At 69.1% G+C, this 13727-nt stretch carries 13 protein-coding genes; 7 read left to right on the top strand and 6 right to left on the bottom strand.

What is annotated here, in order from left to right:
• The first annotated feature begins 19 nt into the window (after positions 1-19).
• Positions 20-1357: an MATE family efflux transporter gene (locus tag ACFXGI_RS09365; RefSeq protein ID WP_384704833.1), complete on the top strand. Its 1338-nt coding sequence runs from the start codon at positions 20-22 to the stop codon at positions 1355-1357.
• Positions 1358-1454: 97 nt separating this feature from the next.
• Here the strand turns inward: ACFXGI_RS09365 and rplI are convergent, their stop codons facing one another.
• From rplI to rpsF, 4 genes are all read right to left on the bottom strand, one after another.
• Positions 1455-1901 carry a 50S ribosomal protein L9 gene (gene rplI / locus ACFXGI_RS09360; RefSeq protein ID WP_030153214.1) on the bottom strand — a complete coding sequence of 149 codons (447 nt, stop codon included), beginning with the start codon at positions 1899-1901 and terminating at the stop codon, positions 1455-1457.
• An 18-nt stretch (positions 1902-1919) separates the two neighbouring features.
• Positions 1920-2156 carry a 30S ribosomal protein S18 gene (gene rpsR / locus ACFXGI_RS09355; protein WP_005315025.1) on the bottom strand — a complete coding sequence of 79 codons (237 nt, stop codon included), beginning with the start codon at positions 2154-2156 and terminating at the stop codon, positions 1920-1922.
• Between the two features lie 43 nt (positions 2157-2199).
• Positions 2200-2808 (bottom strand): single-stranded DNA-binding protein, encoded by a 609-nt coding sequence (locus ACFXGI_RS09350; protein WP_384704832.1) that lies wholly within the window; start codon positions 2806-2808, stop codon positions 2200-2202.
• A 72-nt stretch (positions 2809-2880) separates the two neighbouring features.
• The gene (rpsF, locus tag ACFXGI_RS09345) at positions 2881-3171 is read right to left on the bottom strand and encodes a 30S ribosomal protein S6 (protein WP_004950685.1); all 291 of its coding nucleotides are present in this window, start codon (positions 3169-3171) and stop codon (positions 2881-2883) included.
• 247 nt (positions 3172-3418) lie between these two features.
• Between rpsF and ACFXGI_RS09340 the strand changes: the two genes are divergently transcribed.
• From ACFXGI_RS09340 to ACFXGI_RS09330, 3 genes are all read left to right on the top strand, one after another.
• Positions 3419-3733: a hypothetical protein gene (locus ACFXGI_RS09340; RefSeq protein ID WP_384704831.1), complete on the top strand. Its 315-nt coding sequence runs from the start codon at positions 3419-3421 to the stop codon at positions 3731-3733.
• 131 nt (positions 3734-3864) lie between these two features.
• Positions 3865-4983, top strand: coding sequence for a peptidoglycan bridge formation glycyltransferase FemA/FemB family protein (locus ACFXGI_RS09335; RefSeq protein ID WP_030857748.1), 1119 nt, complete (start codon positions 3865-3867; stop codon positions 4981-4983).
• Between the two features lie 69 nt (positions 4984-5052).
• Positions 5053-6084, top strand: a complete 1032-nt coding sequence (locus tag ACFXGI_RS09330; RefSeq protein WP_030857746.1) for an alanine racemase — start codon at positions 5053-5055, stop codon at positions 6082-6084.
• Between the two features lie 4 nt (positions 6085-6088).
• Here the strand turns inward: ACFXGI_RS09330 and ACFXGI_RS09325 are convergent, their stop codons facing one another.
• Positions 6089-7549: a glycosyltransferase family 87 protein gene (locus ACFXGI_RS09325; RefSeq protein WP_384704830.1), complete on the bottom strand. Its 1461-nt coding sequence runs from the start codon at positions 7547-7549 to the stop codon at positions 6089-6091.
• Between the two features lie 86 nt (positions 7550-7635).
• Complete coding sequence (locus tag ACFXGI_RS09320; RefSeq protein ID WP_384704829.1) at positions 7636-10218, bottom strand: transglycosylase domain-containing protein; 2583 nt, start codon at positions 10216-10218, stop codon at positions 7636-7638.
• A gap of 273 nt (positions 10219-10491) precedes the next feature.
• Here ACFXGI_RS09320 and ACFXGI_RS09315 point away from each other — a divergent pair, with 273 nt between their 5' ends.
• The 3 genes from ACFXGI_RS09315 (at position 10492) to ACFXGI_RS09305 (ending at position 13597) form a co-directional block, all read left to right on the top strand.
• Positions 10492-11094 carry a PadR family transcriptional regulator gene (locus tag ACFXGI_RS09315; protein WP_030857740.1) on the top strand — a complete coding sequence of 201 codons (603 nt, stop codon included), beginning with the start codon at positions 10492-10494 and terminating at the stop codon, positions 11092-11094.
• A 49-nt stretch (positions 11095-11143) separates the two neighbouring features.
• Positions 11144-12226, top strand: coding sequence for an inositol-3-phosphate synthase (locus tag ACFXGI_RS09310; RefSeq protein ID WP_384704828.1), 1083 nt, complete (start codon positions 11144-11146; stop codon positions 12224-12226).
• Positions 12227-12331: 105 nt separating this feature from the next.
• Entirely contained in the window at positions 12332-13597 is a 1266-nt protein-coding gene (locus ACFXGI_RS09305; RefSeq protein WP_384704827.1) for an MFS transporter, read from the top strand.
• The last annotated feature ends 130 nt before the right edge of the window (positions 13598-13727 follow it).

The following is a 13727-nucleotide window of genomic DNA, read 5'->3' as shown; positions in this document are numbered from 1 at the left end:
GGAAGATTAGATTGAGCGCATGACACAGGCCATCGCCCCGCTGAAGCCTGCCCCGAGACGGCACGACCACGAGATACTCGCGCTCGCCGTCCCGGCTTTCGGCGCGCTCGTCGCCGAACCCCTGTTCGTGATGGCCGACAGCGCCATCGTGGGGCACCTCGGCACTCCCCAGCTGGCCGGCCTCGGTATCGCCGCGGCCCTGCTCACCACCGCCGTCAGCGCCTTCGTCTTCCTCGCCTACGCCACCACCGCCGCCGTCTCCCGACGGGTCGGCGCGGGAGACCTCCGGGCAGCCATCCGGCAGGGCGTGGACGGCATCTGGCTCGCCCTCCTGATCGGCGCCGTCGTCGTCGCCGTCCTGCTGCCGACGGCGCCCTGGCTGGTCTCCGTCTTCGGAGCCTCCGACACTGTCGCCCCGTACGCGGTCGCGTACCTGCGCATCTCCGCCCTCGGCATCCCGGCCATGCTGATGGTGCTGGCCGCCACCGGCGTCATCCGCGGCCTCCAGGACACCCGCACACCGCTCTACGTCGCCATCGCGGGCTTCGCCCTCAACGCGGCCCTGAACGTCGCCCTCGTGTACGGAGCCGGCTTCGGCATCGTCGGTTCCGCCTGGGGCACGGTGATCGCCCAGTGCGCCATGGCCGGCGCCTACCTCTTCGTGGTCGTCCGCGGAGCCCGTACGCACGAGGCGTCCCTGCGCCCCGACCCCGCGGGCATCCGGGCCTGCGCACAGGCCGGCGTCCCGCTGCTCGTGCGCACGCTGTCCCTGCGCGCCGTGCTGATGATCGCGACCGCCGTCGCCGCGCGGCTCGGCGACGCGGACATCGCGGCCCACCAGATACTGCTCTCCCTGTGGAGCCTGCTCGCCTTCGCCCTCGACGCGATCGCCATCGCCGGGCAGGCCATCATCGGCCGCTACCTGGGCGCCGGCGACACCGAAGGAGCCAAGGCCGTCTGTCGCCGCATGGTGCAGTGGGGGATCGCCTCCGGAATCGTCCTCGGCACACTGGTGGTCGCGGCCCGCCCGGTCTTCATCCCGCTCTTCACCGGCGACCCAGTGGTCGAGCATGCCCTGCTGCCCGCCCTGCTGGTCGTGGCGATCTCCCAGCCCGTGTGCGGCATCGTCTTCGTGCTCGACGGGGTCCTGATGGGTGCGGGCGATGGCCGCTACCTGGCCTGGGCCATGCTCCTGACGCTCGCCGTGTTCACCCCGGCCGCCCTGCTCGTCCCGGCCCTCGGCGGCGGTCTCACCACGCTGTGGTGGGCCATGACCCTGATGATGCTGGTCCGGATGGCCACCCTGCAGCTGCGCGCCCGCTCCGGCCGCTGGCTGGTCGCAGGGGCGACCCGCTGACCCTCGGGTCGATGTTTCACGTGAAACATCGACCGGCGGTCCCGGAAACGACGAAGGGCCGCACCCCCACAGGGGTGCGGCCCTTCGCTCGCAGCACTTAGGCGGCGACGACCTCGACGCCCACGTTCGCGGCGACCTCAGCGTGCAGACGCACGGAGACCTGGTACGAACCGAGGGTCTTGATCGGGGCAGCCAGCTCGACGCGGCGCTTGTCGACCTTCGGACCACCGGAAGCCTCGATCGCCGTGGCGATGTCGGCCGGGGTCACGGAGCCGAAGAGACGGCCGGCGTCACCCGAGCGGGTGGCCAGACGGACCTTCGTGCCCTCGAGCTTGGCCTTGACCTCGTTGGCCTGCTCGATGGTCGCGATCTCGTGGATCTTGCGGGCGCGGCGGATCTGCGCCACGTCCTTCTCGCCACCCTTGGTCCAGCGGATCGCGAAACCACGCGGGACCAGGTAGTTGCGAGCGTAACCGTCCTTGACGTCGACGACATCGCCGGCGGTGCCGAGGCCAGAGACCTCGTGGGTCAGGATGATCTTCATTGTTCGGTCACCCTTTCCTTATCGCGCGGTGGACGTGTAGGGCAGCAGCGCCATCTCACGGCTGTTCTTGACGGCCGTGGCGACGTCACGCTGGTGCTGCGTGCAGTTGCCGGTAACGCGGCGGGCACGGATCTTGCCACGGTCGGAAATGAACTTCCGCAGCATGTTCGTGTCCTTGTAGTCCACGTACGCGGTCTTGTCCTTGCAGAACGCGCAGACCTTCTTCTTAGGCTTGCGCACAGGCGGCTTCGCCATTGTGTCTCTCCTGTGTGATCAAGAAGTGGGGATGCGAGCTTCCCTAGAAGGGAGGCTCGTCCGAGTAGCCACCGTTGGAACCGCCGGAGCCGCTGGAGCCGCCGGAGCTTCCGCCCCAGCCGCCCCCGCCGCCCTGCTGCTGGCCGCCGGCCGGCGCGCTGGACGCCCACGGGTCGTCGGAGGGAGCTCCGCCGCCCTGCGGGGCGCCGCCGCTGGGGGCTCCGCCCCAGCCACCGCCGCCGCCCTGCTGCTGACCGCCGCCGCCGTATCCGCCCTGGCCACCGCGACCGGTGGTCTTGGCGACCTTGGCCGTGGCGTTCTTCAGGCTGGGGCCGACTTCCTCGACGTCCAGCTCGTAGACCGTGCGCTTGACACCCTCACGGTCCTCGTACGACCGCTGCCTCAGCCGGCCCTGCACGATGACGCGCATGCCTCGCTGAAGGGACTCGGCGACGTTCTCGGCCGCCTGCCGCCACACCGAGCAGGTCAGGAACAGGCTCTCGCCGTCCTTCCACTCATTGGTCTGACGGTCGAAGGTGCGGGGGGTGGACGCGACACGGAACTTCGCGACCGCCGCACCCGAGGGGGTGAAGCGCAGCTCGGGGTCGTCGACGAGATTGCCGACGACCGTGATGACGGTCTCGCCTGCCATGGATGAACCTCTCGGCGGGGATTGCTGCTGGGCTGCTGTGCTACTCGGTCCCGATTACCGCTGAACCGAAGTTCAGTGGGTCTCGGGGCGAAGGACCTTGGTCCGGAGAACCGACTCGTTCAGGTTCATCTGTCGGTCAAGCTCCTTGACGACCGCAGGCTCGGCCTGAAGGTCGATGACCGAGTAGATGCCCTCGGGCTTCTTCTTGATCTCGTAAGCGAGACGACGACGGCCCCAGGTGTCGACCTTCTCGACCTTTCCGTTGCCCTCACGGACGACGGAGAGGAAGTTCTCGATCAGCGGGGAGACAGCGCGCTCCTCGAGATCGGGGTCGAGGATGACCATCACTTCGTAGTGACGCATGTGGAACCCACCTCCTTTGGACTCAGCGGCCACGGTCGTTCCGTGGCAGGAGGGTCGTGATGCGTGCGCACGGCGTCTGTGAGCAGACACCGCGCAGCTGTACAGACTACCTGCTCGACTCCTTCCGGTTGAAATCCGGCGGGAGGAGGCCACACTCTGTATTCATCGGGTGTGCTCGGTGCTATGCCCCCGGCCCCTGCCGGAGGCGCCCGTGCACCGCTCTGCTTCAGCCAGGAGGTGCCTTCCGATGGCACAGGCCATGCAACCCAAGTCCTCCATCTCGCTCCTCGCGACCGACGGCAAGCCCCATCCGCTGCAGGACACCCTCATGGTGGCCACGGTGGTGCTCGGCATCGTGGCGTTCGTCACGGGGTTCTTCGACAATCTGCACCTGCTGAGCTCGTGGACCGGGCTCGTCGGCATCCTGACCGGCGCGTACGGACAGTTCATCTCGGAGACGACACGCGAGCGCTTCGCACTGATCATCGGGCTTGGCGCCTCGGCCGTGGGCTTCTACCTCGGCATGGCGCACGGCGGTCTCTTCGGCGGCTGGGCGGGCTGACCGGGGCTCTTCGGCGACAGGGCGCCGGTCACTCACCGGCCCGGGCCCGGCCCGTCCCCCAGATGGGTGGCGCCCTTGTCGCAGTAGGCTTCGCGCCATAGCCAGCGAAGCCGCCGGAGGAGACGCCCCGCATGAGCCTGTCCCTGAGGACCATCAGCCGAGAGCAGCATCTGGGATACCTCCAGAGCCTGCCCTCGGCTAGCCACTGCCAGGTCCCGGCGTGGGCCGACGTGAAGAACGAGTGGCGCTCCGAGAACCTCGGCTGGTTCGACCAGAACGACGAACTGGTCGGCGCCGCCCTCGTGTTGTACCGGCAGCTGCCCAAGGTGAAGCGGTACCTCGCGTACCTCCCCGAGGGTCCGGTCATCAACTGGTACGCCCCGAATCTGGAGGAATGGCTCCAGCCGATGCTGGCCCATCTCAAGCAGCAGGGCGCCTTCACCGTGAAGATGGGCCCGCCCGTCGTCATCCGCCGCTGGAACTCGGCCGCCATCAAGGCCGGTATCCAGGACCCGGACGTGAAGCGCCTGCGCGACGTGGAGGCCTCGGTCATCGAGCCCCGCGCCTTCGAGGTGTCGGACAAGCTGCGCCGCATGGGCTGGCAGCAGGCCGAGGACGGCGGCGCCGGCTTCGGTGACGTCCAGCCCCGCTACGTCTTCCAGGTACCGCTGGCCAACCGCTCGCTGGACGACGTCCTCAAGGGCTTCAACCAGCTGTGGCGCCGCAACATCAAGAAGGCCGAGAAGGCCGGTGTCGAGGTCGTCCAGGGCGGCTACGAAGACCTGCCGGTCTGGCAGGAGCTGTACGAGGTCACGGCCGAGCGCGACAAGTTCCGCCCGCGCCCGCTCAGCTACTTCCAGCGCCAGTGGACGGCCCTCAACTCCGAGGACCCGAACCGGATGCGGTTGTACATCGCGAAGCACGAGGGGGAGCCGCTGGCCGCCGCCACGATGCTCACCGTCGGCCAGCACGTCTGGTACTCGTACGGCGCCTCCGCGAACCACAAGCGCGAGGTGCGGCCCTCGAACGCCATGCAGTGGCGCATGCTGCGCGACTCGTACGCGCTCGGTGCGAGCGTCTACGACTTGCGCGGCATCAGTGACACGCTGGACGAGAACGACCACCTGTTCGGCCTCATCCAGTTCAAGGTCGGTACGGGCGGCGAGGCCGTCGAGTACGTCGGCGAGTGGGACTTCCCGCTCAACAAGGTGCTGCACAAGGCGCTCGACATCTACATGTCGCGCCGCTGACCCGCTGCCGCATCCCCCACACACCGCACCGCTGCACAGGCAGCTTTTAGAGAGAGGCTCCGGACGGGCATGGCGCTCACGCTCTACGTCGACACCGCGCGCTGGCGTGCGCACCAGAAGCAGATCCAGGATCAGTTCCCCGGGATGATCCCGGTCTGCAAGGGCAACGGCTACGGCTTCGGCCACGAGCGGCTCTGCGAGGAGGCGACCCGGCTGGGCGCCGACGTACTGGCCGTCGGGACCACGTACGAGGCCGCCAGCATCAAGGACTTCTTCGGCGGCGACCTGCTCGTCCTCACCCCGTTCCGGCGGGGCGAGGAGCCGGTGCCGCTGCCGGACCGGGTGATCCGCTCGGTGTCCTCGCTGGACGGGGTCCGCGGCCTGGTCGGCGCCCGCGTGGTGATCGAGTGCATGAGCTCGATGCGCCGCCACGGCATCTCCGAGCAGGACCTGGGCCAGCTGCACGCGGCGATCGAGGACGTGCGGCTGGAGGGCTTCGCCCTGCACCTGCCGCTGGACCGCCCGGACGGCTCGGACGCCGTCGAGGAGGTCATCGGCTGGATGGACCGGCTGCGCGCGGCCCGGCTGCCGCTGCACACCATGTTCGTCAGCCACCTGCGGGCCGAGGAGCTGGCCCGGCTCCAGCAGCAGTTCCCGCAGACCCGCTTCCGGGCGCGGATCGGCACCCGGCTGTGGCTGGGCGATCACGAGGCGACCGAGTACCGCGGCGCCGTCCTGGACGTCACGCGCGTCGCCAAGGGCGACCGGTTCGGCTACCGCCAGCAGAAGGCCGCCTCCGACGGCTGGCTGGTCGTGGTCGCGGGCGGCACCTCGCACGGAGTGGGCCTGGAGGCTCCCAAGGCCCTGCACGGTGTGATGCCGCGCGCCAAGGGCGTGGCCCGGGCCGGTCTGGCGACCGTGAACCGGAACCTCTCGCCGTTCGTGTGGGCGGGCAAGCAGCGCTGGTTCGCGGAGCCCCCGCACATGCAGGTGTCGATCCTGTTCGTGCCGTCGGACGCCCCCGAGCCGAAGGTCGGCGACGAGCTGGTGGCGCACCTGCGCCACACCACGACGCAGTTCGACCGGGTACTCGACGCCTGACCGGTCAGTCCCTGGGGGCCGTGCCCCACTCCACCCGCTGTCCCTCCGAGGGCGCCGCGTCCTGCGGCGCCCTCGCTGCGTCCGACAGCACGAAGACGTCCTCGGCCCCGTCCAGGACGCCGCCGGACGGGTCGTCCGATCCGTCGCGGCGTACGACGTCCCGCTCGGGCAGCAGGATGTCGCGGACGACGACCGCGCAGAGGTAGAGGGTCGCCAGCAGATGGGCGGCGATCGCCACCTGGTAGCCCTCCACGGGCAGGCCCTGGTGCTTGTCCCCGCTGGTCGTGTAGGCCAGGTAGAACCAGATCCCGAGGAAGTACACGACCTCGCCGGCCTGCCAGATCAGGAAGTCCCGCCAGCGCGGCCGGGCCAGCGCCGCGAGCGGGATGAGCCACAGCACGTACTGCGGCGAGTAGACCTTGTTGGCCAGGATGAAGGCGGCCACGACCAGGAAGGCCAGCTGCGCGAAGCGGGGCCGGCGGGGGGCGGTCAGCGTCAGCACGCCGATGCCCGCGCACAGCAGCAGCGTCAGGCCCGTGGCGTACGTGTTGGCGTCCTGCAGAGGGTTCCCGGAGCGCTGGGAGATGAGCAGCCACACCGAGCCGAAGTCGATCGGGCGTTCCTGGCTGAACGTGTAGAACTTCTTCCAGCCGTCCCAGGCGTAGATCATGACGGGCAGGTTCACCACGAGCCAGGAGACGGCCGCACCGAGGACGGCGGAGCCGAACGCCCGCCACTTCCCGGCCCGCCAGCACAGCACGAACAGCACGCCGAGCAGCAGGACGGGGTAGAGCTTGGCGGCGGTGGCCAGGCCGATGAACACGCCGAAGAGCAGGGTGCGGCCGCGGGACCACATGAGCATCCCCGCGGCGGTCAGGGCGATGGCCAGCAGGTCCCAGTTGATCGTCGCGGTGAGCGCGAAGGCGGGCGCGAGGGCGAAGAGCAGCGCGTCCCAGGGCCGGCGGCGGTGGGTGCGCACGACGCACACGGCGATGACCGCGGTGCAGGCCATCAGCATCCCCGCGTTGACCATCCAGTACATCTGCTCGCGGTGCTGCATGGAGCCGCTGCCCGGGGTCAGCCAGGAGGCGACCTCCATGAAGAGCCCGGTGAGGACCGGGTACTCCAGGTACTCCATGTCGCCGGGGAGGCGGTCGAAGTAGGGCGTGAGCCCGTCGGCGAAGCCGCGTACGGAGAACAGGTGCGGGATGTCGGAGTAGCAGGCGTGCGTGTACTGGGAGCCGGCTCCCCTGAACCAGGCCCAGTCGTAGCAGGGCAGCTTCTGCACCATGCCGAGCGCGAACATCCCGAGGGCCACGAGGACCACGACGCGGACCGGGGTCAGCCAGTGGCCGCCCAGCCGGGCGTAGCGGCCCATCGGGCCGCCGAGGAACTCACTGCCGGCCGCGGCGACCTCGTCCTGCTGGGTGGGCAGTACGGGCCGGTCCTCGTGCACCTTCGTCATGCGCTCATCCTGCCGTACGGGGCCGGACATGCGGGAGGGCCGCCGCACGGTGTGCGACGGCCCTCACCGGGGCGCGGGGAGGCGGGTCAGCCGGTGGCGCCCATCGAGGTCCCCCAGCTGGTGCCGCCGGGACGTCCGGGTCTGCCCGTCGGAGTCCCCGACGGTGATCCGCTGGGTCCGCCGGTCCCGCCGCCGGGGCCCCCGTTGGTGTTGCCGTTGTTCGTGCCGCCGTTGGTGTCCGGGATGCAGTACAGCTCCCACGGCTTGCAGGTCGGCTTGCCGCCCTTCGACGGGGACGGGGAGACCGGCGGGGAGGAGCTCGCCGAGGGCGAGGGCATCGACGGGGAGGGCGACGGGGAGAAGGACGGGGACGGCGAAGGGGCACCGGAGGCGTCCGCGGTGACGCCGATCTTCTCGGCCTCCGGGAACTCCTTGACCGGGGCGCCCTTGAGGGCTTCCTTCATGTACTCGGTCCAGATCGCGGCCGGGATGTCGCCACCGTGGATGGAGTCGACGCCGCCCACGCCGTTCATGGAGATGAGCTTCTTGTCCTTGGAGTTCGGGTCGGTGCGGAACAGGGCGACCGAGGTGGACAGCTCGGGGGTGTAGCCGACGAACCAGGCCGACTTGTTCTGGTCGGTGGTTCCGGTCTTGCCGGCGGCGGGCCGGGTGAAGCCGAGCTTCCTGACCTTGGTGCCGGTGCCGTTGTCGACGACGTTCTCCAGCACCTTGGTGACGTTGTCGGCGATGGCGTCGTCCATCGCCCGCTGCTCCTTGGGGGTCCCGAAGCCGGGCAGCTCCTTGCCGTCCTTCTCGACGCCGGTCACGGAGAACGGATCGTGGTGGGTACCGGAGGCGGCGAAGGTGGCGTACGAGTCGGCCATGCGGATGGCGCTCGGCGTCGAGGTGCCGAGGGCGAACGAGGCGTCGTTGTTCGGGTTCATCGAGTCCTTGAGGATGCCCGTGGCCGCGGCCACGTCCCGGACCTTGTTGTGGCCGACGTCGAAGACGAGCTGCGCGAACGGCACGTTGATGGACTTCTCCATCGCCTCGTTGAGGGTCACGTAGCCGTAGGGGTAGCCGCTCTCGTTCTTCTGCTTGAACGGCTTGCCCGAGGCGTCCCGCAGCGGCTTGCCGTCGCGGTTGTTGATCACAGTCAGGTCGTTCGCGTTGTACTTGCTGTCGGCCGAGATGCCCTGGCTGTGCGAGTTCTGGGTGCCGTACTGCATCGCGGCCGCCAGGACGTACGGCTTCCAGGTCGAGCCGACCGGGACGCCGAGGGTGTCGGCGTTGTTGCTGAAGTACTTCTTGTCCATGCCCGGGCCGCCGTACAGGGCCACGATCGCCCCGCTCTTGACGTCCACCGAGGCGGCCCCGAACTGGACGAAGGTGTCGTACTCGGGCCGGGCCTTCTCGTCCAGGAAGTCGTTTCGGGTGTCCTCGACGGCCTTGACCAGGGCGTCCACCTTGGGCTTCTGGAAGGTGGTCTTGATCTGGTAGCCGCCGCGGGCCATCTCCTCGGCCGTGAGGCCGGTGACCTTCATCACGTACTTCTTGGCCGTGTCGACCAGGTAGCCGGTCTGACCGGACAGGCTACGGGCCTGCTCGGAGTCGACGATCTTCGGGAACTCCGTGAACTGGTCCCGCTCGGCCTTCTGCATCCGGCCGACCGCGACCTCGCGGCCCAGGACCCAGGCCCAGCGCTCCTTGGCCCGCTCGGTGTTCTTCTCGGGGGTGGCCGCCGTACCGACGCCGCCGTCCGGGTTGTAGAGGTTGGGCCCCTTGAGCACGGAGGCCAGGAAGGCGCTCTCGGACGGTGTGAGGTCCTTGCAGTCCTTGCCGAAGTAGGCCCGCGAGGCCGCCTGGATGCCGTAGGCGTCACGACCGTAGTAGGCGGTGTTGAGGTAGCCGGCGAGGATCGTGTCCTTCTCCTCGGACACACCCAGCTTTATCGAGATGAAGAGCTCTGTGACCTTGCGCTTCAGCGTCTGGTCGGAGTCCAGGTACGTGTTCTTCACGTACTGCTGGGTGATGGTCGAGCCACCCTGGGTGGAGCCGCCCTTGGCCATGTTCCACACGGCGCGGGCGATGCCCATCGGGTCGACGCCCTTGTCCGTCTCGAAGGACTCGTTCTCCGCGGAGATCACCGCGTTCTGCATCGACTTGGGGATCTTGTCGATGGGTACGATCTGGCGGTTCATCGAGCCGCCGGTGGCCACCATCTGGGTGCCGTCCGCCCAGAAGAAGACGTTGTTCTGGGCCTGGGCGGCCTTGTTCGGGTCGGGGGTGTTCACCGACGCGATGCCGATGCCGGCGCCCGCCGTGACGATGGCGAAGAAGCCGAAGGCCGTGCCGCAGACCAGCTTCCAGGACGGTACGAACCGCTGCCAGCCGTCCTTGTCGGAGCGCGGGTAGTTGATCAGCCGCTTGTCCGGGCGGCCCGCGCCGACGGCGTCGCGTCCGCGCCCTCCGGATCCACGGGGGGCGGCCCGGCGCGTGCCGGGCCGGCCGCCGTGGCCGGGCGGCTCTGCGTACGGTCCGCTGGGCGACGCCGTGGGGACGTCGCGTGCGGGTCCGGCACCCCGGCCGGGGCGCTGCTGGGCGGCCCGACGGGCCGCGGCACGTCCGCCCTCTTCGGGCTGCGGCTGTTTGCGGCGGTGCTCGCTCATCGAACGACTACTCCTCGGGCAGGCGAGTGGCCTGGAAGCGGCAGGTGAATTCCGGTTCCCCCGTTGTCATGGCCCACAGACTACGCACGCTCAAAACCCGAACAGTGCCGAAGTTCACCCCAAATCAGGCAACTCGCTTGGTGCGAATTAGTGATGTGATGCCGGTCACCACGTCACCCCTTGTCGTCGAAGACGGCCCGTTCTATCGTCTGGATGTATCGAGCCGATACATCAGCTCGGTATAAAACTCAGGAGCGAGGGAGAGGCAGGCGGATGAGCAGGCGCTCAGGCATCCTCGAGTTCGCCGTCCTCGGCCTGCTTCGCGAATCCCCCATGCACGGGTACGAGCTCCGCAAGCGGCTCAACACCTCGCTGGGGGTGTTCCGGGCGTTCAGTTACGGAACGCTCTACCCCTGCCTCAAGACGTTGGTCGCCAACGGCTGGTTGATCGAAGAACCGGGCAACGCCCCGGAAGACGCTCTCGCCACTTCACTCGCAGGGCGCCGCGCCAAGATCGTCTACCGGTTGACGGCAGCGGGTAAGGAGCACTTCGAGGAGCTCCTGTCCCACACGGGCCCCGACGCCTGGGAGGACGAGTCCTTCGCCGCGCGCTTCGCCTTCTTCGGTCAGACCGAGCGGGAAGTGCGCATGCGGGTCCTGGAGGGCCGCCGCAGCCGGCTGGAGGAGCGCCTGGAGAAGATGCGCGCCTCACTCGCCCGTACGCGGGAGCGCCTCGACGACTACACGCTTGAGCTGCAGCGGCACGGTATGGAGTCCGTGGAGCGCGAAGTGCGCTGGCTGAACGAGCTCATCGAGAGTGAGCGGGCGGGACGGGATCGGAGACGACCCGGTCCGCCCGACGAAACTGCAAAGTGAGGCCTGCATCTCGCAGGCCTCGTCCAAGAACGAACAGGGAGCAACCGGAATGGGTTCGGTTCGCGTAGCCATCGTCGGCGTGGGCAACTGCGCCGCCTCGCTGGTGCAGGGCGTCGAGTACTACAAGGACGCCGACCCGGCGGCCAAGGTCCCCGGTCTGATGCACGTCCAGTTCGGCGACTACCACGTGGGCGACGTCGAGTTCGTCGCCGCGTTCGACGTCGACGCGAAGAAGGTCGGCCTCGACCTTTCGGACGCCATCGGCGCCAGCGAGAACAACACCATCAAGATCTGCGACGTCCCCAACGCGGGCGTGACCGTCCAGCGCGGCCACACCCTGGACGGCCTGGGCAAGTACTACCGCATGACGATCGAGGAGTCCGCCGAGGCTCCGGTCGACGTGGTCCAGGTCCTCAAGGACCGCGAGGTCGACGTTCTGGTCTGCTACCTGCCCGTCGGCTCCGAGGCCGCGGCGAAGTTCTACGCCCAGTGCGCCATCGACGCCAAGGTCGCCTTCGTCAACGCCCTCCCGGTCTTCATCGCCGGCACCAAGGAGTGGGCCGACAAGTTCACCGAGGCCGGTGTCCCGATCGTCGGCGACGACATCAAGTCGCAGGTCGGCGCCACCATCACGCACCGCGTGATGGCCAAGCTGTTCGAGGACCGCGGTGTCCGTCTTGAGCGCACCATGCAGCTCAACGTCGGCGGCAACATGGACTTCAAGAACATGCTGGAGCGCGACCGCCTGGAGTCGAAGAAGATCTCCAAGACGCAGGCCGTCACCTCGCAGATCCCCGACCGCGAGCTCGGCGAGAAGAACGTCCACATCGGCCCGTCCGACTACGTGGCGTGGCTCGACGACCGCAAGTGGGCCTACGTCCGCCTCGAAGGCCGCGCCTTCGGCGACGTCCCGCTGAACCTCGAGTACAAGCTCGAGGTGTGGGACTCCCCGAACTCCGCCGGTGTCATCATCGACGCCGTGCGCGCCGCGAAGATCGCCAAGGACCGCGGCATCGGCGGCCCGATCCTGTCGGCTTCGAGCTACTTCATGAAGTCCCCGCCGGTGCAGTACTTCGACGACGAGGCGCTGGCCAACGTCGAGAAGTTCATCAAGGGCGAGGTCGAGCGCTAAGTCGGACCCCACGGGTCTTCGGACACCTGGTCTTCGACTGTTCTTCCGCGGAGGGTCCCCGGGCAATGTGCCCGGGGACCCTCCGCGTATGTGACCCTTGCCCTCATGCCTGTCGTACGTGATCTGCGCGTACTCCTGCGCCTGAGGGACTTCCGCAACCTGCTCGCCGTACGGCTGCTCTCCCAGGCCGCCGACGGCGTGTACCAGGTGGCGCTCGCCACGTACGTGGTGTTCTCCCCCGAGAAGCAGACCTCGCCCGCGGCCATCGCCTCGGCCATGGCGGTCCTGCTGCTGCCGTACTCGTTGATCGGCCCCTTCGCCGGGGTGCTGCTCGACCGCTGGCGCCGCCGCCAGGTCTTCCTCTACGGCAACCTGCTGCGGGCGGTCCTGGCCTGCGTCACGGGCCTGCTGATCGTCGCGCACGTCCCCGACTGGCTCTTCTACGCCTCGGCCCTGTCGGTCACCGCCGTCAACCGCTTCGTGCTGGCCGGGCTCGCCGCCTCCCTGCCCCGTGTCGTCGCACCCGCCCAGCTGGTCACCGCCAACTCGCTCTCCCCCACGGCCGGGACGCTCGCGGCGGTCGCCGGCGGGGGACTCGCCTTCCTCGTCCGGGTGCTGGCCTCCGACTCCAACGCCCCGGTCGTGCTGCTCGGCGCCGGGCTCTACCTGTGCGCGGCCCTGGTCTCACTGCGCCTGGCCGTGGGCCTGCTCGGCCCTGACCATCCCACCGGACGGGTCCACCCCTCGGTGGCCCAGGGGGTAGCCCTGACCGTCCGGGGCATGGTCGAGGGGCTGCGGCACCTGGCCTCCCGGCGCGAGGCGGCCCAGACGCTCACCGCCATGACCCTGATGCGCTTCTGCTACGGGGCCCTGTTCGTGACGCTGCTCATGCTCTGCCGGTACTCCTGGTCGGACAGCGAGTCCGCCGGCCTCGCCCTGCTGGGCATCGCGGTCGGCGTCTCCGGGGCCGGGTTCTTCGCGGCCGCCGTCGTCACCCCCTGGATGGTGGGCCGGCTGGGGACCCGCGGCTGGATCACGGCCTGCTCCGCCGGGGCAGCCGTCCTGGTGCCCCCGCTCGGCCTGTTCTTCACACCCGGACCGATGCTGGCCGCGGCCTTCGTGCTGGGCCTCGCCACCCAGGGCGCGAAGATTTCCACCGACACTGCCATCCAGTCCCATGTGGACGACGACTTCCGCGGCCGGGTGTTCTCCGTCTACGACGTGCTCTTCAACGTCGCGTTCGTGGGTGCGGCGGCCGTGGCCGCCCTGATGCTCCCCCCGGACGGGCGGTCCGTCACGCTGATCGTGAGCGTGGCCGCCCTCTACGCCGTGACAGCGGTCTACCTGAGGCGTCGGGGAGCGCAGTCGTGACGCGGCAGACGCGTCGGCCGGGTGGAAGTTTAACGGGGTAAAGAGGACCCGCGGCCCCCCGTTAAAGGGGGTGGCCCCCCCCACAACCATGGGGGGGCGCGCGCGGCGGCGCCCGGCCAAGGACCCGTGT

It is taken from the genome of Streptomyces sp. NPDC059355 (genome assembly GCF_042752335.1).
Classification (GTDB): domain Bacteria; phylum Actinomycetota; class Actinomycetes; order Streptomycetales; family Streptomycetaceae; genus Streptomyces.
This window is presented reverse-complemented; position numbering and strand designations above follow the sequence as displayed.